The following is a 21,314-nucleotide window of genomic DNA, read 5'->3' as shown; positions in this document are numbered from 1 at the left end:
GCAGAAGAATGGCCTCTCCGTCTAAGGCGGAAAGGCTTATGATGAGGCTTCCTGTGATTGGCCGGATGTGAGGTTCTGGAGCAAACCAGGCTTGAGGGAGTGGCCGCTTTTGATTTTATTTTTGAAGTAGCTGACGATCAGGCCCGTGACCGCAATCGACACTAAGGAGCAGCCCCCTATCAGCAAGCCGACGGAAAAGATGCCGGCCAGCACTACGGCTAAATCGAAGAGAAAATGAACTGTCCCGGGGTTCCATCCATACCGTTTTTGCAGAAATAAAGCAAGAATATTGGCGCCGCCGAGTGAAGCCTGATGATAAAACATGAGCGAAAGGCCGAATCCAATCAGCGCCCCGCCGCAAATTGCCCCGGCAAGCGGCGAAAAAGAGAGCCATTGCCTTGGCAGAAAATATCTTGCGTTTTTATTTTTTCACCAAGATAAAAAAATCCCCCTCTTTCAGGGGGGATTTTTACGAGCGTTTTCGATATACGACATAGCTGCGGGTCAAATATTTGAGCGGCAGGCTGAACACGTGAACCAATCTCGTAAACGGCCACAGAATAAAAACAACGTATCCGATAACAATATGAAACTTAAACCATAGCGGGACACTCTCCATCAAAGAGGCGTCAGGCCTGAACAAAGCGATTTCCCTGAACCACGGCCCGACTGTTGTCCGGTAATCGAATCCCTTCGAATCAATATTGAGAAACGTGGCCGCAACGCCCGACAGCATCATGAACAGCAGCAGAATGAGAATAAGAATATCCGCAGGCGAGCTGGTTTTGCGGATTCTTTTGTCAAACAGCCTTCTGTACGTCAGGATGATAAGTCCGATACAGGCCACAATTCCCGCCGGGAGGCCTGCGCCAATCGCCATTTTATGATACACATGCTCTGAAATGCCGATTCCAGAATACACGCCTACCGGGATCAGAATTCCCATGATGTGGCCGCCGACGACACACAGTATGCCCCAGTGAAAAAGGGTGCTGCCCGCCGCGAGTTTTTTCTTTTCTAACAGCTCGCTTGATTTCGCCGTCCAGCCAAATTGATCATGCTGATAGCGGTAAATATGGCCGCCGATAAAAATCGTCAATACAATGTATGGCATCACGCCCCACAGGATCTGTCCGCTCATGCCTGAACAGCCCCTTCAATGCTTTCACGCACGCCGATGTTTCCCAGCGCGGCCAGCAGCACGTGCAGCAGCTCCGCATAGATGCTGTCATTTTTTTCGAGGCGGGATGCCAGCTCCCTCACATTGGACAAATATTTCTCAAACACACTTCTTGCTGCTTCAATTTCCGCAATCGCGGCAAATTCCAGCATAAGCGGCAGGTAATCAGGCAGCTCTTTCTCTGTCGGCAGGAAGCCGGATTGCTGGTATGTGTTTTTTAAATGCAGCAACTCAATGCCTCGTTCCCTTTGCTCGCCTGAGTTAAAGTAGGTGACATACATATTCGTTTTTTTCCCGAAGTCAAACGTATAGACGTAGTGTTCAATCAGAGCTTCCTGAGAAAAGCCGGCTGTCGCATCGAAAAAGTGCAACAGCTTCTCACACATTTGCTGATTGTTCATTTCATGGATAAGAGCCTTCCAATCGGGAAGCTCGGCTCTCCACTCTTCATCCGGATAAGAAAGAAGATAGGAAAGAGCAGAAAACGTGATTTGCCGGTCTGTGGTGTTCATCTTGTTACACCTCATTTATCAAAAGTTAGAAGCAAGAGCCTGGGCCGCCAGAAAATGACAAGCCGCAGCTCCCTTGTTCAGCATATAAATCTGACACTTCTTCCCGGTGGCTGCTTGGAATCACAAAGCGGTCATCGTATTTGGCGATTGCAAGCAGCCGATACATGTCTTCAATTTGCTGTTCTGTTAAGCCGATACTGGAGATCAGTGCCGGGTCGACGGTTTTATTCGTCTGGACCGCTCTCATATACTGGCGCATGACAGACATTTTCTTTAATGTTGACCGAATATGATCCGTATCACCGGCCGTTAACAGCTGCGCCAAATAGTTTATCGGTATTCTCATTTGGTCGATAGCCGGAAAAATATCTTCCGCGGACTGCCGGCTGCCTTTTCCTTCAAAGAGATTCATAATCGGGCTCAGCGGCGGAATGTACCAAACCATCGGCAGTGTGCGGTACTCAGGGTGAAGCGGCAGCGCAATCTTCCAGTCGATGATCATTTTATAGATCGGCGATTGCTGCGCGGCCTCTATCCATTCAGCCGGAATGCCTTGTTCTTTTGCCAGTTTGGCAATTTCAGGATCATTCGGATCAAGAAAAACATCCAATTGGGAAAGATAGAGATCTTTTTCATTTTCAACAGATGCTGTTTCCTCCACTTTGTCCGCGTCATACAGCATGACGCCGAGGTAGCGGATTCTGCCTACACACGTCTCAGAGCAGATGGTCGGCAGTCCCGCCTCCAAGCGCGGAAAGCAGAGTGTGCATTTTTCCGCTTTGTTCGTTTGCCAATTAAAATAGACTTTTTTATAAGGACAGGAAGAAACGCAATATCTCCATGAGCGGCATGCGTTTTGATCCACAAGCACAATGCCGTCTTCCTCGCGTTTGTACATGGCGCCGGACGGGCAGGAGGAAACGCAAGCCGGGTTGATGCAGTGCTCACAAATACGCGGCAGATACATCATAAAGACTTCATCGAATTCTGTTTTGATCGATTCCTCCATTTTTTGCACGTTTGGGTCCTCAAGCCCCGTTATGTGGCCGCCTGCGAGATCATCCTCCCAGTTCGGTCCCCATTCAATATTCATAAAGTCTCCGGTCAAGGACGATTTCGGGCGAGCCACTGGCTGGTTTTTTTTCTGCGGGCTGTTTGTTAATGTTTCATAATCATAGTTCCAAGGCTCATAATAATCATCAATCGTCGGCTGATTCGGATTATAGAAAAGGCCTGCAAGCCGATTCGTTTTCGGGCCGGATTTCAGCTCGAGCTTTCCTTTTTTCAATGTCCAGCCGCCTTTATATTTGTCCTGGTCCTCCCATTGCTTCGGATAGCCGATGCCCGGCTTTGTTTCTACATTATTAAAGTACATATATTCCGCACCGGCACGGTTTGTCCACGTGTTTTTGCAGGTGACGCTGCACGTGTGGCAGCCGATGCATTTATCCAAGTTCATGACCATACCGATTTGCGCTTTAATCTTCAAGCCAATCGACCTCCTTCAGCTTGCGGATGACGACGTTCAGGTCGCGCTGATTCCCTGTTGGACCGTAATAATTAAAGCCGTAGCTGAGCTGGGCATAGCCCCCGATCATCTGCGTCGGCTTGACGTGTATCCTTGTCGGGCTGTTATGGGTGCCTCCGCGGTTATTTGTCAGTTTCGTGCCGGGCACATTGATGTGGCGATCCTGGGCATGGTGCATAAACGCCATTCCTTTAGGAATCCGGTGAGACAAAACCGCTCTCGCGACGACAACACCGTTTCGGTTAAAGCATTCAATCCAATCGTTATCTTTGATATCCGTGTCCTCTGCATCATCTTTATTCATCCACACCGTCGGCCCGCCGCGGAACAACGTCAGCATTGGCAGGGAATCAAAATACATGCTGTGGACAGACCATTTATTATGCGGCGTCAAATAATTGAGGACAATTTCTTTCCCCTCTTGATCAGGCCGCTTGCTCAGAAACGGACGATGCTGGAGGATCGGTTTAAATGTCGCCATCGTTTCACCGAATTCCATCATCAGTTCATGATCGACATAATAGGATTGTCTGCCAGTCAGTGTTCGCCATGGGATTAATTTTTCTACGTTCGTCGTAAACGGCGAGTACCTGCGTCCGCCTTTTTCTGAGCCGGTAAATGCCGGAGACGTGATAACCGTTTTCGGCTGGGCTGTAATTTGTTCGAACGTAAAGCATTCTTCCTCGCGCTCTTCCGCCAGGTCTTTCAGTTTCAGGTTTGTGATGTTTTCAAGTGATTCCCATGCTTTGACGGCGACCTTTCCATTCGAAGTGGATGATAGGGTTAAAATCGCTTCTGCTGCCTGCTTTGCATCACTTATATTTGGACATCCCTTTGCGACGCTGTCCGAGGTGATGTCTCCCAGTCTCTTTTTGAGTGATTCATATTCATCGGCTATCGACCAGCTCATTCCTTTTGTTCCGCTCGGCTTTAAAGCGGCGTTAGGACCGAGCGCGGTCATTTTATGAAAAATGTGCTTGTAATCCCGTTCAACAACTTGGATATTTGGCATCGATTTTCCCGGTATGGCCTCACATTCGCCCTTGCTCCAGTCCTTGATTTTGCCGAACGGCTGGGCTAATTCCTGCATGGTGTCATGGAGGAGCGGCGTCGCGACCACTTCTTTCACCGGCTCCATATCGACTTCTTCTGCCAGATCGGAAACGGCTTTTGACAGAGCCTTAAAAATATCCCAGTCTGATTTCGATTCCCACGGAGCCGAGATGGCCGGAGCAAAAGGATGGATAAACGGATGCATATCCGTGCTGCTGAGATCGTGTTTTTCATACCATGTCGCCGCCGGCAGCACGATATCGGAATATAGCGCCGTACCAGCCATTCGAAAATCAAGATTGATTAATAAGTCGAGCTTTCCTTCCGGTGCCTGGTCCCGCCATTTGATTTCTTCCGGACGGATGCTGTCGCTGTCGTCATTCATCAAACCGTTCGTCGTCCCCAGCAAATGCTTGAGAAAATATTCGTGCCCTTTTCCTGAGCTGGAGATCAGATTCGCTCGCCATACGAAGAGATTCCTAGGAAAATTCACTTCATTGTCAGGATCTTCAATTGCGAATTTCAGTTTTTTCTCTTGGAGCTGTGAGGCCACGTACGCACCTACGTCTTCAGGTGTTGCCGCCCCTGCCTTTTCAGCTTCTTTGTACAGATCGATGCCGTTTTGATTAAAAGTCGGGTATGACGGAAGCCACCCTAGCCGCGCCGCCAGCACATTGTAATCGGCGTGGTGCTTGTAGCGGGATGACGCAGCGATCGGTGAAGCCAGGTCACTGATCGGCTGGTCCTCGTAACGCCACTGGTCTGTCGCAAAGTAGAAAAATGAGGTGCCGTTTTGCAGTTTAGGCACGCCTTCCCAGTCCTTTGCATTTGCAATCGTCTGCCATCCTTCAGCAGGACGGAGCTTTTCCTGCCCCACATAATGGGCCCAGCCTCCGCCGTTTACGCCTTGGGCGCCTACCAGTAAAACAAGATTTAACACTGCCCGGTAGATTGTGTCGGAGTTGAACCAGTGGTTAATCCCCGCTCCTACGATAATCATGGACCGGCCGTCTGTATCGATCGCATTCTGGGCAAATTCTCGGGCAATTTTAATGACAGCTTCTTTTTTGATTCCTGTCATCTGTTCCTGCCAGGCAGGCGTAAACGGCTCAGGATCATCATAGGAGACAGCTGATCGTTTGCCGATGCCCCGGTTCACGCCGTAGTTAGCCAGGATCAAGTCAAACACAGTCGTAACGTACGTCTCTTCACCGTTCAGGTGCATTTTTTTAATAGGAAGATCCCGATCAAGCACTTTGTTTCCGTCATTTGAAAAATACGGGATGTGCACCGTGCCGATTTCGTCTTCTATTCCCAGCACAGAGAGACGGGGTTCAATCGGTTCCCCGGTTTCTTCATCAATCATGTGCAGGTTCCATTTCTGCTGCCCATCCCAGCGCGAGCCCATTGTCCCCTGCGGTATGGCAAATGCGCCTGTCTGTTCATTCCAGACTGCAGGCTTCCACTGATCATGCTTTGTCTGCCGCCCGATGTCCTTCGCATGAAGAAACCGGCCCGCTGTATATACGCCATTTTCCTTTGACAGGGTGACGAAGAATGGAAAATCGGTGTATTGCTTCGCGTACTCAATAAAACGTTCAGTTTCTTGGTTCACGTAAAATTCCTGCAAAATGACATGACCCATGGCCATCGCAAGCGCCCCATCAGTCCCTTGGCGGATACTCAGCCAGTCATCCGCAAACTTTGAGGATTCTGCAAAATCCGGACTGATCGAAATGACCTTAGCGCCTTTATAGCGGGCCTCCGCCAAAAAATGCGCGTCAGGCGTTCTCGTTAATGGAACGTTGGAGCCCCATGTGATGATATAGCCCGAATTGTACCAATCACTGCTTTCCGGAACATCCGTCTGGTCACCCCAGATTTGCGGGGATGCCGGGGGAAGATCCGCATACCAGTCATAAAAACTGAGCATAGGGCCGCCGATTAACGACATAAACCGGGAGCCTGAGGCATGGCTGATCATGGACATAGCCGGAATCGGAGAAAAACCGACGTTCCGGTCTGGCCCGTATTTCATCACTGTATACAGCAGAGAGGCTGAAATCAGCTTCAGCACCTCCGGCCATTCGGCACGCACAAACCCGCCTTTTCCTCTTGCCTGTTTATAGGACTTCGCTTTTTCAGGGTTTTCCACAATCGATTTCCAGGCTTCTAATGGATTTTGATGCGTCTGCAGTGCTTCCCGCCACAAATGAATCAGCACACCGCGCACGTATGGATATTTCACACGAAGCGGGCTGTAGATATACCATGAAAAACTCGCCCCCCGCGGACAGCCTCTCGGTTCGAAATCAGGCATATCGGGGCCTGTTGATGGATAATTTAGGTTTTGCCCTTCCCATGTGACAATGCCGTTTTTCACATAGATATTCCAGCTGCAAGACCCCGTGCAATTGACGCCATGGGTGGAGCGAACGACTTTGTCGTATTGCCATCTGTTTCTGTATACATTCTCCCAATCGCGATCTTCGCGGGTGGTTTGGCTATGTTTATTTGAATGGTGTTCGATAGGAGAGAAATAATGTAATCTCCTAAACAACGGACTCATTTTCTTTTTCTTCATAAGAGTTCACTCCTTCCGAGTCAGGTGATGCTAAGTTCCACTATAAACAGAGACAGCGTGTTTCCTTGTGAACTATGTCACACACTCTGCTTTTTTCACAAAATGTTCACACATGGGAGAAGGAAGAACTTTCACAGGATGTAATGAACGCGGCGATCAGGAAGGCCTCCTCATTAGCCGCCTGTCATGTAAGATCAAAACACCCGGTTCTCATTAGGAACCGGGCTCGGCGTTTTCATCCTGTGAGGTATGCAGGTACCGCAAAAATAATTGATAGGAACAAAAGACATTTTGCTGAAGCATGGCCAAAAAGTTCATTTGCAGCTGCGCATTGTAAGACATCATTTTCTTAAATATGTAATAAGGGATATTGAGTATTAGAATATCAGGAGAGGCATTGACTGAGATAAATGGCGATAAATACAGCCCGCCTTTTTCATCAATCGGAAACACATCGCCTTTTTCCCACAGCGCAACGGTTTTCGATCCTTCAGGGAGCCTGCTGTCCATAAAACGGACACTTCCTTTTAATACAATATAGACGGATTGAGAATGAAGAAAGGATGGAGACTGATCACATAAGCCGCAGATAAATGTCCCATTTTTCAGCAAGGTTTCGACAATGGATTGAGGCACTTCATTAAACATGGGAAGTTGTTTCAGAAAAAATAAATAGTCACACTGATTCATAGGAAAGCCTCCTGTGTTAAGGATAGCTTTAGTGTAGCCCGATTGAGCCTGTACAGCAGTGATGTATTTCACAGCTTGTATGATGAATGTCACTCATCTGGAGGATGACAGCATTTATAATAAAATAAAAAAGGAGGATTTTGATGAAGGCGCTAATTCCGAAGCAGCACGGTGCATGGGCGATGCTGCTGATTCCATTTTTGCTCGGGATGGTCAAGGGAGGCCCTGTTTTCTGGCATATTCCGCTCTTCCTAGGCTGGCTTTTCCTTTACTTGGCGGTTTATCCCGTTTCGCTCGCCTTGAAAAAGAAACAAATCAAACCCTATCAAAAGTGGATATGGTTTTACGGTTTTCCGGCCTGCTGCTTTTTGATTGTCTCTGTTTTTCATAAGCCGCCGCTCTTCTGGGTTGGCGTTTCTTTATTGCCGCTGTTTCTCATCCATATGTATTATGCCCGCCGAAAAAACGAACGGGCGCTAGTGAATGATATTGCGGGTGTCTTGTTCTTTTGTTCAGGCGGGCTTGCAAGCTGCTGGCTGGGGACTGGAACACTCGACGGCTGGGCTTGGTTTATATTCATGCAATCCGCTTTATTTTTTATCGGGAGTTCCTTTTATGTGAAGTCGGTGATACGGGAGAGAAAAAACAGGGCATTTGCATACTGGTCATGGGGATATCACCTGCTGCTCCCCTTTCTAGCGGCTCTTCTCGGAGCAGGATGGGCATTTCTTGCTTTTGTCCCAAGCAGTTTGCGGGCATGGTTTTTTCACGGAAGGAATTGGCCTGTCAAAACGGTCGGCATTCTGGAAATTGTGAATGCCTGCGTCTTTTTCGCCGTCATGTGTCTCTTTATCACAAGATGAAAAACCAAGGACCGCCAGCGGCCCTTGGTTTTCTCAGTCAATATTGCAAATCTCCAGCGGACAGTTTTCACATTCAATCTCGCATCGTAAAAAATCCCGCTTGTGCAAAATAATTTTTCCGGATTCGTCTATCGAAATAACCCCTTGTTTGCGGAGATCTCCCAGCATGCGGTTGACACTTTCTCTTGCTGCTGCGCAAAATTTTGCCAAATCCTGATTTGTCAGCGTAATATTAATCAGAATGCCGTCGCTTCGTTCCACCCCATAGCTGTTTGATAAGCGGATAAGAGTGGAGTAGAGCGCACCCTTTTTGCCGTGAAGCAGCAGATCCCTGATTTTGGACTGTATTTTCCGGAGATGGGTGCTCATCCATTTCATAAACTCAAATGTCAAAGCACCGTTTTGGATTAATTCCTTTTCCAGCTTGTTTTTATTAATGACGAGCACCTCGCCATCCTCTAGCACCTTTGCACTGAGCATATATATCGGTTCCTCAGTAAAAAGTGTTAATTCCCCGACGATATCGTTTTTTTGGCAGATTCTAAGCGTCAGGTCTTTTCCGTCAGACGTCAGCTTGCCGATTTCAATGAGTCCCGATTGAATCAGATAAAGCTCTTCTGCATCCATTCCTTCTCGAAACAAATACGTGTGTTTTTCCATTTTTCTTTTCGTGCTGATTGATTCCAGCAATTCATGCAGACTGCTGGAAAGAAAGTCACTATCAGATGGTCGGACAGAGAGAAAATTCATGAGCTCACCTCGAAGAAAGTCACGTTGCGTATGTTTATTGTAACGTGAATTGATTTGCACCCACCCAGAAAAAACTAACAATCTTGTGAATGCCATTGCTAGTTGACGCTCTGACTGTTTCTCTCCATGTGCGTTTTCATTCTTTCCTGCCAATACATCCATATGACAAGAACAAAGCTCGCTAACGCTACTTCTGAAAGCGCCATAAAGCCGATCGCGTATTGGCCTGTTGCCTGAAAGACACTCGCCAGTATCAGCGGAGGGAAAAAACCTCCTAATCCGCCCATAGCAGACACAATCCCGTTGGTAATTCCCGCTTGCTTCGAAAAATAGAAAGGCACCAGTTTAAAAACGGTCCCGTTTCCTATGCCTGAGCAGACTGCCACCGTTAATGACCCAAACGTATAAAGGCCGATCGTCGGCGAAAATGATAAGATGATGCCTGATAAAGTAAGCCCCGCAAATACGAACATCAAGATGCGGAGCGGGCTCATTTTATCAGCCAGGAATCCGCCCGCAGGCCTGAGCAGCGTGGAGACGGCAATAAAGCCAGCCGTCCGCAAACCGGCGTCCGCTGGATTCAGCCCAAAGTGCCCCGCCAGAAAGTTCGGCAGATAGATGGTGAAGGCGACAAAGGCGCCAAACGTAATAAAATAAAACAAGCTTAAAAACCACAGAATATGATTTCGATAAACGGCTTTGATTTGAGTTTTTACGGAAACATTCACTTTTTTCTCATGCCGGTCTCCAAACAATACGTGCAGCAATGCAAAGACAGCCAGCAGCACCATATACATCTGCACGGTTGCTTTCCAGCCCGCAGTTTGTGCGATAACAGGCGCCGCAAATGTGGTAATGGCGGTTCCGATGTTTCCGGCTCCATAAATCCCATTGATGACACCGTGCTTTTCTTTCGGATAATACTTCGGAAGGGATGTCACTCCAATGGAGAATACCGCTCCCCCGATCCCTAAGAAAAAACCGCCCGCGATTAAGTCAAACAAAGAATCCGCGATACTGATCCAAAACACCGGAAGCAAAAGCAGGATGAAGCTGATCATAAACATCAGCCGCGCGCCAAACCTGTTCGTCAAATACCCTAAAGGAATGCGGAGTAGCGATCCAAGAATCACGGGAATCGCCGTCACCAAAGAAATCTCGCCTTTGCTTAAAGGAATATCTAATGTGATTTGGGAAATAAGTGATGAAATCAGAACCCAAACCATAAACCCTGCCACCAAGCTTAATGACTGTAACGATAATTGAATGTGTTGACGGTTGATCATTTGGCTTGCCCCTTTCAATGATTCAATAATCAGTCTTATCATACAAAAACTCAGCAAACAGGATTGTGAATTACATCACACGTTTTCCTCATAAAAAAGGGCAAAGTCCGAAGACTTTGCCCTTTCGTCATCAATTACATTTTTTCCGGAGCCGATACGCCGATCAGCTGAAGCGCGTTGTTCAGCGTAATTTGCGTTGCCTTCATTAAAGCCAGGCGTGCGCGGCTCTTCTCTTTATTTTCAGGATCAATGACCTTCTCTGCATTGTAGAAGCTGTGCAGAGCAGAAGCCAGATCATAAATATAGTTTGTGACACGGTGCGGAATTCGCTTTTCCGCCGCTTCCGCCACTGCCTCTGGGAAGCCGCCGATCGTTTTCAGCAGGTCATATTCTTTTTCTGATTGAATATGGCTGAAATCAAGATCCGCCGCCGGCTTAAGTCCCTGCTCTTCCCCTTGGCGAAGCATGCTGCAAATACGGGCATGTGCGTATTGTGCATAATACACAGGGTTTTCGTTAGATGTTGATACAGCAAGATCTAAGTCAAAATCCATATGCGTATCCGCACTGCGCATCGCAAAGAAGTAACGAACGGCATCCAAGCCGACTTCTTCAATCAGGTCGCGCATCGTTACCGCTTTACCCGTCCGTTTGCTCATTTTCATTTTCTCGCCGTTTTTGTAAAGGTGTACGAGCTGAATGATTTCTACTTCAAGCGTTCCTTTTTCATAGCCCAGCGCTTCGATTGCCGCTTTCATACGCGGGATGTAGCCGTGGTGATCGGCGCCCCAAACGTTGATCAGCTTATCAAAGCCGCGGTCAAGCTTGTCCTTATGGTATGCGATATCAGGCAGCAGGTACGTGTACGTGCCGTCCTTCTTGATCAATACACGGTCTTTATCATCGCCGAACGCCGTGGAGCGGAACCAAGTCGCGCCGTCTTCTTTATAGACATGGCCTTTTTCGCGGAGCGCTTCAAGCGCCGTGTCGATTTTTCCGTTTTGGTACAGTGACGTTTCGGAATACCACACATCGAACGGCACACGGAAGTTCTCCAAGTCCTTGCGAAGCTTTTCCAGCTCGTATTTCAGGCCGTATTCACGGAAAAACGCGAGGCGTTCGCTTTCCTCTTCGTTGACGAAACGGTCGCCGTATTCCTCAGCGAGACGCTTTCCGATTGCAATGATATCCTCGCCGCGGTAGCCATCCTCAGGCATCGGTTTTTCCAAGCCGAGCGCTTCAAAATAACGGACTTCAACAGAAAGCGCCAGGTTGTTGATTTGGTTTCCGGCATCGTTAATGTAGTATTCGCGGCTCACATCATAGCCCGCTTTTGAAAGAACATTGCACAGGGAATCACCGACAGCTGCACCGCGCGCGTGGCCGAGGTGAAGGTCTCCCGTCGGATTCGCTGATACGAATTCTACCTGGATGCGCTCACCGTTTCCGATGTTCGTTTCCCCGTATGCTTCCCCTGCTTCCAATACAGACGGAATCAGCTTTGTTAAATATTGATTGTTCATATAGAAATTGATAAAACCCGGGCCGGCGATATCCAGTTTTTCAATCGAGGCCTTTCCTTTATCAAAATGAGCGACAATTTCTTCAGCGATTTGGCGCGGCGCTTTTTTTGCGACTCTCGCCAGCTGCATCGCCATATTTGTTGAGTAATCGCCGTGTGTTTTATCTTTCGGTGTTTCTAAAACGACATTAGGAAGCTGGCTTTCTTCAGCCAGTCCCGCTTTCAGAACGGCCGCTTTGATTTCTTCTTTCAGCACGTCCTTCATTTGTTCCGCAATGTTCATGCGTGAGTTCCTCCCTCATACGTGATCGTCATATTATGTAAATGCTGCTGCTCGTCTCCGACATGCATGTCATATGCGATGCTGATACGGCCTTTTTCTTTACCGAGATCAGAATGTATCGATTTTGTGCTTGTTTTCAGCTCAAGCTCACCAAATGACATCTTATATTTAGCAATTGTGGCAGCTCCCGTTACGAAACGCTGATTCATTTTGACAGCGCCTGACCTCATGACCAGCACTTCGCCTTCGCTCACTTTCACAATCGTTTTTACTTTGCCTAAGTCGTGTTCTTCATAATAAGATAGATACACTTTATTTTGTTTTACATAGTAAAATCCGGTGGTGCGGAATTCGATGACTTCCTGATTACCGTCATCCTCGATCACAGACTTCACATGGAGTGTTATCGGTGTCTCCTGCTTCATTCTGACACGTCCTTTTCATCATTCCACTTTGACTTGAATAGTATAATCATTCGGTTTGTAAACTTCAACTGCTTCTATCTTACCATCATTGCTCATCAGATTTGAAGATAAACCTCATAAAAAGCATTTCCTTAATAGAAGAGAAAATGATATCACTAATTACCCTTAGGAAATGTTACACTTTTCCGAAATCTACCGTTTTCATTTCACATTTTCTTCAAAATATATGTATTGAATTGGTAATTTAATAGTTTTATCATAAAAGTACAACATAGATCTGCTAGAAAAAACAAAAAAAGGGAGGATTCAATTATGAAAAAAGCTGTCATTGTGGAAAACAAAGGTTGTGCAACATGCTCGATCGGAGCCGCTTGTCTAGTGGACGGTCCTATCCCTGATTTTGAAATTGCCGGTGCAACAGGTCTATTCGGTCTATGGGGGTAAGGATCTCCCAAAAGGGCATAGTCATTCTACTATGCCCTTTTTAAGTAAATTACACTTTTTTACTAAAATCTACCTCTTGGTTATACATACACAACCGTTTTTCATTTGAATCATATGCAGAGGGGATGGTATTTTGTTTATAGAGCAGATGTTTCCATTTATTAATGAAAGTGTAAGAGTTCACCAGCTTCCTGAGGGCGGCGTGTTAGAAATCGACTACTTGCGTGATAATGTTTCGATTTCTGACTTTGAGTATTTGGATCTTAACAAAACGGCTTATGAGCTTTGCATGCGAATGGATGGGCAAAAAACGGCTAAACAGATTTTAGCAGAACAATGCGCTGTGTACGATGAATCACCGGAAGACCATAAAGACTGGTATTATGACATGCTCAACATGCTCCTGAACAAGCAGGTCATCCAGCTGGGAAATCGGGCCGACCGCCATACAATTACCACGAGCGGAAGCAATGAATTTCCAATGCCGCTGCACGCCACCTTTGAGCTGACGCACCGCTGCAATTTGAAATGCGCCCACTGTTATTTGGAAAGCTCGCCGGAAGCGCTCGGCACCGTATCGATTGAGCAATTTAAGAAAACGGCTGATATGCTGTTTGATAACGGAGTATTGACATGTGAAATCACGGGCGGAGAAATCTTTGTCCATCCGAACGCCAATGAGATTCTTGACTATGTGTGTAAAAAGTTCAAAAAGGTCGCTGTCTTAACAAATGGAACACTCATGCGAAAAGAGAGCCTGGAGCTTTTGAAGGCATACAAGCAAAAAATCATTGTCGGCATTTCCCTTGATAGTGTCAATTCTGAGGTCCACGATTCCTTTAGAGGGAGAAAAGGCTCTTTTGCCCAAACTTGTAAAACGATAAAATTGTTGAGTGACCACGGTATATTTGTCAGAGTCGCCATGTCCGTTTTTGAAAAAAACATGTGGGAAATCCACGAGATGGCCCAAAAGGTTCGAGATCTCGGGGCGAAGGCGTTCTCTTACAATTGGGTTGATGATTTCGGAAGAGGCAGAGATATCGTCCACCCAACGAAAGATGCCGAGCAGCACCGCAAATTTATGGAGTACGAGCAAAATATCATTGATGAGTTTAAAGATCTGATTCCAATTATTCCCTACGAGAGAAAACGCGCGGCAAATTGCGGCGCTGGCTGGAAATCCATCGTAATCAGCCCGTTCGGTGAAGTACGTCCGTGCGCACTCTTTCCAAAGGAATTTTCATTGGGAAATATCTTTCATGATTCATATGAAAGCATCTTTAACTCCCCTCTCGTCCATAAACTGTGGCAAGCGCAGGCACCGCGGTTCAGCGAGCATTGCATGAAAGACAAATGCCCGTTCAGCGGTTATTGCGGGGGCTGTTACCTAAAAGGACTGAACTCTAACAAATATCACCGGAAAAACATTTGCTCCTGGGCGAAAAATGAACAATTAGAAGACGTGGTCCAGCTTATTTAGGAGGGAAACGATTTGTCACCTGCACAAAGAAGAATTTTACTGTATATCCTTTCATTTATCTTTGTCATCGGCGCAGTCGTCTATTTTGTCAAAAGCGATTATTTATTTACGCTGATCTTCATTGCCATTGCCATTCTTTTCGGGATGCGCGCGCGGAAGGCTGACTCGCGATGAGCATTTTGGATATACGTGATGTGTCCGTGTGGTATGAACGGGACAACGTCATCTTGGAACACGTGGATTTACATTTAGAAAAAGGCGCCGTTTACGGATTGCTTGGGGTAAACGGCGCCGGAAAAACGACATTGATCAATACACTGACAGGGGTGAACCGCAATTTTAGCGGGCGCTTTTCGCTGTGCGGCATTGAAGCAGAGCCCGGCATGCCGCAAAAAACATCAGATCAGCTGAAGATTCACCGCTACTTCGCCGCTGATTATCCGCTGCTGTTTACTGAAATTACGGCGAAGGACTATGTGTCTTTCGTCCATTCGCTTTATCAAAAGGATTTTTCAGAACAGCAGTTTACCAGTTTGGCTGAGGCCTTTCATTTTTCCAAATACACCAACAGGAGAATTTCGGAGCTGTCCTTGGGAAACAGGCAAAAGGTTGTGTTGATGACAGGCTTATTGCTGCGGGCTCCCCTGTTTATTTTGGATGAGCCGCTCGTCGGTTTGGATGTGGAATCGATAGAAGTGTTTTATGAGAAAATGCGCGAGTACTGTAAAGCTGGCGGAACCATTTTGTTTTCTTCCCATCTGCTCGATGTGGTACAGAGATTTTGTGATTATGCAGCCATTCTTCACAACAAACAGATCCAAAAGGTCATCCAGATTGAAGAGGAAACTGATCTGCGGCGGGAATTTTTTGAGGTGATCGGCCATGAATAACCTATTCCCCATCATGTCTCTGCTGTTCAAACAGCTGTACAGCCCGCAAGGGAAAAAGGACGCCATCCGCATTGCCGCAGGCCTTGTGATACTGGCCGTATTTGAAATCGGGCTGATCCGCCAGGCCGGCATTGACGAATCGGTGTTGGGAAAAACATATATCATACTCGCACTTCTCTTGATGAACGCATATATGGTGTTTCTATCCGTGACATCTCAATGGAAGGAATCTTATATGAAGCTGAGCTGCCTGCTGCCGATTTCTTCACGGAGCTTTTGGCTCGCCCAGAGTGTCGTTCTGTTTGTCGACACCTGTTTGAGAAGAACATTATTCTTTTTTATTTTACCGCTGTTCTTATTTGGAAACGGAACGCTGTCTGGGGCACAAACATTATTTTGGCTCGGCAGATTTTCGTTTTTTACCGTTTACTCGATTATATTTGGAGTTGTGCTAAGCAATTATTTCGCCAAAAAGAAAAGCTGGATGTTCCTGCTGCATGCGGCCGTATTCGCCTGTGTATGCCTCAGCGCCGCTTTTATGCCGGCCGTCACGATCCCGCTTTGCACGGCTCATATACTGTGGGCGGTGATCATTGACTTTCCTGTCTTTCTGCAGGCGCCTCCGCAGCAAAGCAAGATGCATTCTTTTTTGCGGAGATCAGAATTTTCATTTTACAAAAGAGAATGGAACCGATTTATTTCCTCTAAAGCGATGCTGTTAAATTACGTCGTAATGGCGGCATTCAGCGGCTTCTTTTCGTTCCAGATGATGAACACCGGCATCTTCAATCAGCAAGTGATTTATATTGTGATTTCCGCCCTTTTGCTGATTTGCTCGCCGATCGCCCTTTTATACTCGATTGAAAAAAACGATCGGATGCTGCTCATCACGCTTCCGATTAAATGGAGAACGTTGTTTTGGGCGAAATATCGCTTTTATTCAGGCCTATTAGCTGGCGGGTTTCTCCTTGTCGCTATGGTTGCGGGCTTCATCAGCGGCCACCCCATTTCAGCTCTCACTTTTGTGCAGTGTATGGAATTGCTGCTGGCGGGAGCGTTTATCCGGTTAACCGCAGATGAAAAAAGGCCGTCCTTCAGCTGGCAGACGGAGCAGCAGCTCTGGAGCGGATTCTCAAAATACCGGTCTTATCTATTTTGTCTTCCTCTTTTCTTAGCCACATTAGCCGGCACCGCTGTCTCCTTGGCGGTCATTCCGATTGCCGGGCTGATCATAGTCTATTACCTGCAAAAACAGGATGGTGGTTTCTTTGATACAAGCAAAAGAGAACGGCTTGGAAGTTAACCTGCTGAAGACTCATCAATTTTCAACAATCTCAATCGCCGCGAGCTTTCTGAAGCCGATCGAAAGCGCGGCGGAACCTGAAGAAGAAACGATTTATTTTTACGGCGCCGCAGCACACCTGAAGCAGCAAATCATTGACGCTTTTGGTTATGCCGCCGGCAGCCGTTTTATGTATTCAGCGAATCTCTTTTTTGACCAGCAGCTGAAAACCTGCGGAACCCGCTTGATTCACCCGTTATATAACAAGAATCTTCATGTTGACGTCCTGATGAAAACATTTGCAGACATGTCCTTCCCTTCCTCTCTTTCAGCCGAAGCGGTTGAAAAGGCAAGGAATGAGCTGCTTCTGAAAATCGAAAAGAAATTCGCTGATCCCTTCTCCTATTCGGCAGCCCGCTTAGCGGAGGAGGCCTTCGGAAACCCGATGTACGGCACAGCCATGTTTGGCCGAAAAGACAGGATACAGGCGATCCGCCCTACACGCTTTCTCGACGCAACCGACTTCATCATTGATTTATTGTCCCAGCAAAAACAGCTGAACATATTAGGACATGTACAAGCATGCGATGTTCCTGGACATGCTCCGCACACGTCCGCTGTGACAGCCGGAAGAATACCCGTAAACCGGCATGTTTTTGAAACAGAGACACGCAGCCCAGCAGGCCCTTCCGTCATGACACTCGGATTTGACTGCGGAGAGATGAAAGATGCCAGCGATTATATCAAAATACAGCTGATAGACGGATTGCTCGGAAAATACGGACATTCCGCTTTATTCAAGCATTTCCGCGAGAAGGATCTGGCCGTCTATCATGCCATCACCCGTTACGACATCATGAACAATTTGCTGCTTGTTTCAATATGTACAGATCAGCTTCATGAGAAAGAGATACCCCCGCGCATTTTGGAAGCTGTCGCGCATTTTCACGTAGATGAGCCGGAGCTGGAACAGGCAAAACAATTTCTGCGCAATGAAATGCTGCTGCAATTTGATTCTCCCGAAGGGCTTTTGGCCTATATGGGAACCCTGCGCCGCTTCTCCTGCACGAAAGAGGACCTGCTGGATGGCATCTCGGCGGTTACGTGCCGTGATGTACTGCGATTCATAGCGTCTATCGATTATATCGGAGCTCATGTAGTAAGGGGATGAAGAGATGGAAAAGAAAGCTTTTTTTCAACAGCTGGATGAACGAACCGATATCAGATACACAGAAAGCGGGCTGAAAATATTCAGATTGAAATTTCCCCGCGCAAATCTGCGGCTGTGCAATGTAAAAACCGATTTCGGAAGCCGGGATGTCTGTTTACAGACAGAATCAGGCGACACGCTGCTTCCGTATGGCACAGCACATTTTTTAGAGCATCTTCTCTTCTGGCATAATGGGCGCAATCTGTACAGTGATTTCTTTGCGCATGGTGCGCTTTTAAATGCGTTTACCACCTACACCGACACCAATTTCATGTTTACTTCATTGCCAGATCGGCTCAGACAGACGATCCCCATCCTGCTTGATGCTTTATGGAACCACTCATTTGATAAAAAGGTTGTCACTCAGGAAAAAGCTGTGATTACAAGTGAAATTGAAACCGCACACCTCAATCAACAGCTCTCTTACCATTATCAGCTGATCAGCATGCTTTCTCCCGCCTCACCTGCTGCTGTCTTTCCCGCAGGCAGAAAAAAAGATATTGAGGCGTTCACCATTCAAACCTTGCAGGAAGCCTACAAGTCTGCCTATCAGCCTCAGCGGATGACGCTGTTTTTGATTGGGGGCTCAGAAGATTCGGAAACCCTTTTGCCTTCTGATCTACGGCTCGAAAAGCGGCCAGATGAGAAAGCAGAGCAAAAAACCATATCCGCATGCCCTCCTTTCCTCTCGCAAAAAGAGGTGCTGGGTGATGAAGAGAAGCCTCAAGACACATGGACCGGACTGCAAATCGGCGCATTCCCCGGACAAAATGATCTGTTAACGTTAAAGCTTTATTGGGATATCGCGTCTCGCATTCTATTTCAAGCAGGTTCGCCGTTTTTCCAAGAGATTCAGCAAACATACCGTCTGGAAATTGATCGCTTGTCGGCTGAAGCGCACCTTTATGAGGATGGCGGTTTTTTGATCCTTCACTGTCAAGGGAACCATTCTCCGGCTTATATCGACGTCGCCTCCTACTATGTCACACAGCAGAAAGAACAAATTGCGGCCTGGCTCCAATATGGCAAGGATGCTTTGACGGACGCCATTATTTATGACAGCGATTATGTGCGCAAATGCTTTGAATGGGCGGCCGAGTGTGACAGGTGCGGCTGCTCGTTTCTCGACATGTACCGCATCATTCAAGATATGAATACCAAGGATTTCTTGTCTCTCATTGATGCATTGGCATCTTCTAAAAAAGCGGTCATTCACGTTCCACAGAAAGAGGCGATCGGACAATGAGAAAAAGCACTGTCTTTACCGTGTTATTGCTGCTCATGGGAATGGCGGCTTATTCCTTCGGCTGGTTTCAGGCCGCTGCCGAAGCCGCTGCCCAATATGTACAGATGATCAACAATGATGCTGTGCGGCTTGGACTGCTGGCTTGTATCGCTTCCGTCCTGATGCTGCCCGCTTTTCTTTATCTTCACTTTGTCACCCAAGCCGTGAAAAACATGACAGCAGCTTTTCAGAAACTCACACAGTCTCATCAAAGCTGCTGTGACTTCCAGCATCACAGATTGTGCAGCCGCTACGCCGACGATGTCAAATCGCTGCGTGACAGCTATAAAAACGTCCGGCAAGCATACGTAGTGGCTGCTGTCTTATGCCAAGTCATCATATTCGGCTGCATGTTCGAAATCGTCAAAGCCGTCCCTTTCCGTTTTCACACGCCTCCTGCCATTTCAACAGGGCTTGCGGTGCTTCTGATTTTATATTTATTGTTTTATATGCGAACGTACTTGATGCAGCTTTTCCAGCATGGCAGCCTGTTCAGGAAAGTGCTTGTGGTCATGCTGACAGGAGCGGGGATATGGTGGATGCTCAGTTTCTCTATAAGTGAACTGCTGTTTCTGATTATCCTGGCTGCCATCCAGCAAATCGGATCATTGATTTATAAACGATTCTCTTATCGCAGCACCGCTTCTCTTGATCTATAAAATAGCTACATCGCAATCGCAGACGGACCCGCGCCAACCGGAATCACCGTCACGGCTGTATAATCACTCGTGCGGTACACGGTCACGGTATTGTCGCCGGGCTGTGCCGCGTAAATATACTGATTGTCTGGTGTAACTGTTAGATCAAAGGCATTAGGAAATGACACGTTTGCAATGATGCTTTGGGTAGCTGTATCAACGACATGTAAATTGTCAATGAGAAACGGTTCACTATAAGTCTCTAAAAAGTAGGCTCTAGTGCTATCCGCAGAAAATACAATCGTCCTCAGGGTGTCAAATAGGCGGTCAAAGTCGTCTCCCCTGCTTAATGGTGACAAACTGATTTCCGTTACATTTTTCGGCCACAGTTCATTATTCATCACGTAAGCAAAATTACCAGCGTAAGGAGTTTGAATTAAGCTTGGATATTCAAATGTATTCATGATACTTGCTGCCAACTGGCCTGTATTCACATCATATTGATCGACCGACCATCTACTTGTATTGGCGATATAGACAAACTGTCCATTTGGATCTAGCGCAAAGTCTGAGGCACCGGGTACTGGGAAGACATTAATCACCGATTGGAAGGCCATGTTAATTATATAAATAGAGCCAGCGGCCATCACATACGCGAACTCATTTGTTGAATCAAATTCAATCTTTCTTGGCCCTCCTCCAACAGTAATGGTATTTATAATCGTTAGTGTTTTGTTATCAATTATTGAGACAAGGTCGGTATTCCCATGGAGGACATACGTGTATGCTTTATCAAAAGTAACGCCTAAATGAGTCGGCACAGCAGCAAATGGGATCGTTTTTACAACAGTGTTTAATTCTGCATCAATAACCGAAACTGTGCTGTCTCCAGTATTGGCAGTAAACACGTAAGAACGTTTCTCCTGCTCCGGCACTAGAATGAATGTTCCCGTTACGGTCAGTGGATTTCCGTAAAAAGGCGGTACAATCACTATATTTTCTACTGTAACTTGGCTCAGATCCGGACAGTCCTCAGCCTGTCCGGAATAATAAACAATTTGATCAATTTCCACTGTCTCAACCTCAGAGATTGCGGCCTCTCCCTGTCCATTCTTATTCCGTACGGGTTCAACACTAACCAATAATTCAATCGTTCCTTGAAGGCGAATGCCATATACAACCCCCGCCTCGGTTAAACAAGGTTCACTGATACATGCAAGATTATCAGTATTCCATGTCACGTTTCCAACTGCCTCAGCCGGATCAACAGTAAAACCCAGCGGCACTTCAATAGGAACTTGAAATGGCGCTTCACGGCTGCTATCTTCCTCACAAAAACATAGACAACCTTCCTGATTTATCCCCGCTTTTCCTTTAACACCCTTCTTCATAGTCCTTCACTTCCTTAG

The 21,314-nt window shown here is 46.9% G+C and carries 20 protein-coding genes and 1 pseudogene; 10 read left to right on the top strand and 11 right to left on the bottom strand.

Annotation, left to right across the window (positions count from 1 at the left end):
• Positions 1-36 precede the first annotated feature (36 nt).
• From MOC09_RS18030 to arfM, 6 genes and pseudogenes are all read right to left on the bottom strand, one after another.
• Positions 37-387, bottom strand: a pseudogene (locus tag MOC09_RS18030) (YitT family protein); the annotation flags it as partial.
• 82 nt (positions 388-469) lie between these two features.
• Entirely contained in the window at positions 470-1,141 is a 672-nt protein-coding gene (narI, locus tag MOC09_RS18025; protein WP_268359972.1) for a respiratory nitrate reductase subunit gamma, read from the bottom strand.
• The gene (gene narJ / locus MOC09_RS18020) at positions 1,138-1,692 is read right to left on the bottom strand and encodes a nitrate reductase molybdenum cofactor assembly chaperone (RefSeq protein WP_268359971.1); all 555 of its coding nucleotides are present in this window, start codon (positions 1,690-1,692) and stop codon (positions 1,138-1,140) included. Before narJ ends, narI begins: the two co-directional genes overlap by 4 nt.
• A 25-nt stretch (positions 1,693-1,717) precedes the next feature.
• Entirely contained in the window at positions 1,718-3,181 is a 1,464-nt protein-coding gene (narH, locus tag MOC09_RS18015) for a nitrate reductase subunit beta (RefSeq protein WP_268371378.1), read from the bottom strand.
• Positions 3,171-6,857, bottom strand: coding sequence for a nitrate reductase subunit alpha (locus MOC09_RS18010; RefSeq protein WP_268371376.1), 3,687 nt, complete (start codon positions 6,855-6,857; stop codon positions 3,171-3,173). The genes narH and MOC09_RS18010 overlap by 11 nt, the downstream gene beginning before the upstream one ends.
• A gap of 213 nt (positions 6,858-7,070) precedes the next feature.
• Complete coding sequence (gene arfM, locus MOC09_RS18005) at positions 7,071-7,547, bottom strand: Crp/Fnr family transcriptional regulator ArfM (RefSeq protein ID WP_268359968.1); 477 nt, start codon at positions 7,545-7,547, stop codon at positions 7,071-7,073.
• 143 nt (positions 7,548-7,690) lie between these two features.
• On the opposite strand from arfM, the gene MOC09_RS18000 reads away from it, so the two are divergent.
• Positions 7,691-8,410, top strand: coding sequence for a YwiC-like family protein (locus MOC09_RS18000; RefSeq protein ID WP_268371373.1), 720 nt, complete (start codon positions 7,691-7,693; stop codon positions 8,408-8,410).
• Positions 8,411-8,443: 33 nt separating this feature from the next.
• Here the strand turns inward: MOC09_RS18000 and fnr are convergent, their stop codons facing one another.
• The 4 genes from fnr to MOC09_RS17980 all read right to left on the bottom strand — a co-directional run bounded on the left by fnr (position 8,444) and on the right by MOC09_RS17980 (position 12,676).
• Entirely contained in the window at positions 8,444-9,160 is a 717-nt protein-coding gene (fnr, locus tag MOC09_RS17995; RefSeq protein ID WP_268371370.1) for a fumarate/nitrate reduction transcriptional regulator Fnr, read from the bottom strand.
• Positions 9,161-9,258: 98 nt separating this feature from the next.
• The gene (gene narK / locus MOC09_RS17990; protein WP_268371368.1) at positions 9,259-10,446 is read right to left on the bottom strand and encodes a nitrate transporter NarK; all 1,188 of its coding nucleotides are present in this window, start codon (positions 10,444-10,446) and stop codon (positions 9,259-9,261) included.
• Positions 10,447-10,580: 134 nt separating this feature from the next.
• Complete coding sequence (gene argS, locus MOC09_RS17985) at positions 10,581-12,251, bottom strand: arginine--tRNA ligase (RefSeq protein ID WP_268371366.1); 1,671 nt, start codon at positions 12,249-12,251, stop codon at positions 10,581-10,583.
• Entirely contained in the window at positions 12,248-12,676 is a 429-nt protein-coding gene (locus MOC09_RS17980) for a DUF1934 domain-containing protein (protein ID WP_268371363.1), read from the bottom strand. Before MOC09_RS17980 ends, argS begins: the two co-directional genes overlap by 4 nt.
• 312 nt (positions 12,677-12,988) lie before the next feature.
• Between MOC09_RS17980 and sboA the strand changes: the two genes are divergently transcribed.
• From sboA to MOC09_RS17935, 9 genes are read left to right on the top strand one after another with little or no spacing between them, the layout of a single operon-like run.
• Positions 12,989-13,120 carry a subtilosin A gene (sboA, locus tag MOC09_RS17975; protein ID WP_003222002.1) on the top strand — a complete coding sequence of 44 codons (132 nt, stop codon included), beginning with the start codon at positions 12,989-12,991 and terminating at the stop codon, positions 13,118-13,120.
• Positions 13,077-13,229, top strand: coding sequence for a bacteriocin-like protein SboX (gene sboX, locus MOC09_RS17970; protein ID WP_268371361.1), 153 nt, complete (start codon positions 13,077-13,079; stop codon positions 13,227-13,229). Before sboA ends, sboX begins: the two co-directional genes overlap by 44 nt.
• 24 nt (positions 13,230-13,253) lie before the next feature.
• Positions 13,254-14,600 carry a subtilosin maturase AlbA gene (gene albA / locus MOC09_RS17965; protein WP_268359962.1) on the top strand — a complete coding sequence of 449 codons (1,347 nt, stop codon included), beginning with the start codon at positions 13,254-13,256 and terminating at the stop codon, positions 14,598-14,600.
• Positions 14,601-14,612: 12 nt separating this feature from the next.
• Entirely contained in the window at positions 14,613-14,774 is a 162-nt protein-coding gene (albB, locus tag MOC09_RS17960; protein WP_003222006.1) for an antilisterial bacteriocin subtilosin biosynthesis protein AlbB, read from the top strand.
• Entirely contained in the window at positions 14,771-15,490 is a 720-nt protein-coding gene (locus tag MOC09_RS17955; protein WP_268359961.1) for an ATP-binding cassette domain-containing protein, read from the top strand. Before albB ends, MOC09_RS17955 begins: the two co-directional genes overlap by 4 nt.
• Positions 15,483-16,793: an antilisterial bacteriocin subtilosin biosynthesis protein AlbD gene (albD, locus tag MOC09_RS17950; RefSeq protein ID WP_268371360.1), complete on the top strand. Its 1,311-nt coding sequence runs from the start codon at positions 15,483-15,485 to the stop codon at positions 16,791-16,793. Before MOC09_RS17955 ends, albD begins: the two co-directional genes overlap by 8 nt.
• A complete protein-coding gene (locus MOC09_RS17945; protein WP_268371387.1) occupies positions 16,783-17,943 on the top strand; it encodes a M16 family metallopeptidase in 1,161 nt (386 codons plus the stop codon). Before albD ends, MOC09_RS17945 begins: the two co-directional genes overlap by 11 nt.
• Positions 17,944-17,947: 4 nt before the next feature.
• Positions 17,948-19,228: a M16 family metallopeptidase gene (locus MOC09_RS17940; protein ID WP_268371358.1), complete on the top strand. Its 1,281-nt coding sequence runs from the start codon at positions 17,948-17,950 to the stop codon at positions 19,226-19,228.
• Positions 19,225-19,926, top strand: a complete 702-nt coding sequence (locus MOC09_RS17935) for a bacteriocin biosynthesis protein AlbG (protein ID WP_268359958.1) — start codon at positions 19,225-19,227, stop codon at positions 19,924-19,926. Before MOC09_RS17940 ends, MOC09_RS17935 begins: the two co-directional genes overlap by 4 nt.
• 5 nt (positions 19,927-19,931) lie before the next feature.
• On the opposite strand, the gene MOC09_RS17930 is transcribed toward MOC09_RS17935, so the two are convergent.
• On the bottom strand, positions 19,932-21,296 hold the full coding sequence (locus tag MOC09_RS17930) for a YncE family protein (RefSeq protein WP_268359957.1): 1,365 nt from the start codon (positions 21,294-21,296) through the stop codon (positions 19,932-19,934).
• Between the last annotated feature and the right edge of the window lie 18 nt (positions 21,297-21,314).

The organism is Bacillus sp. N12A5 (genome assembly GCF_026790125.1).
GTDB lineage: Bacteria > Bacillota > Bacilli > Bacillales > Bacillaceae > Bacillus.
Note: the sequence above shows the minus strand (reverse complement) of the source record. Positions and strands in the feature narration are given on the sequence as shown.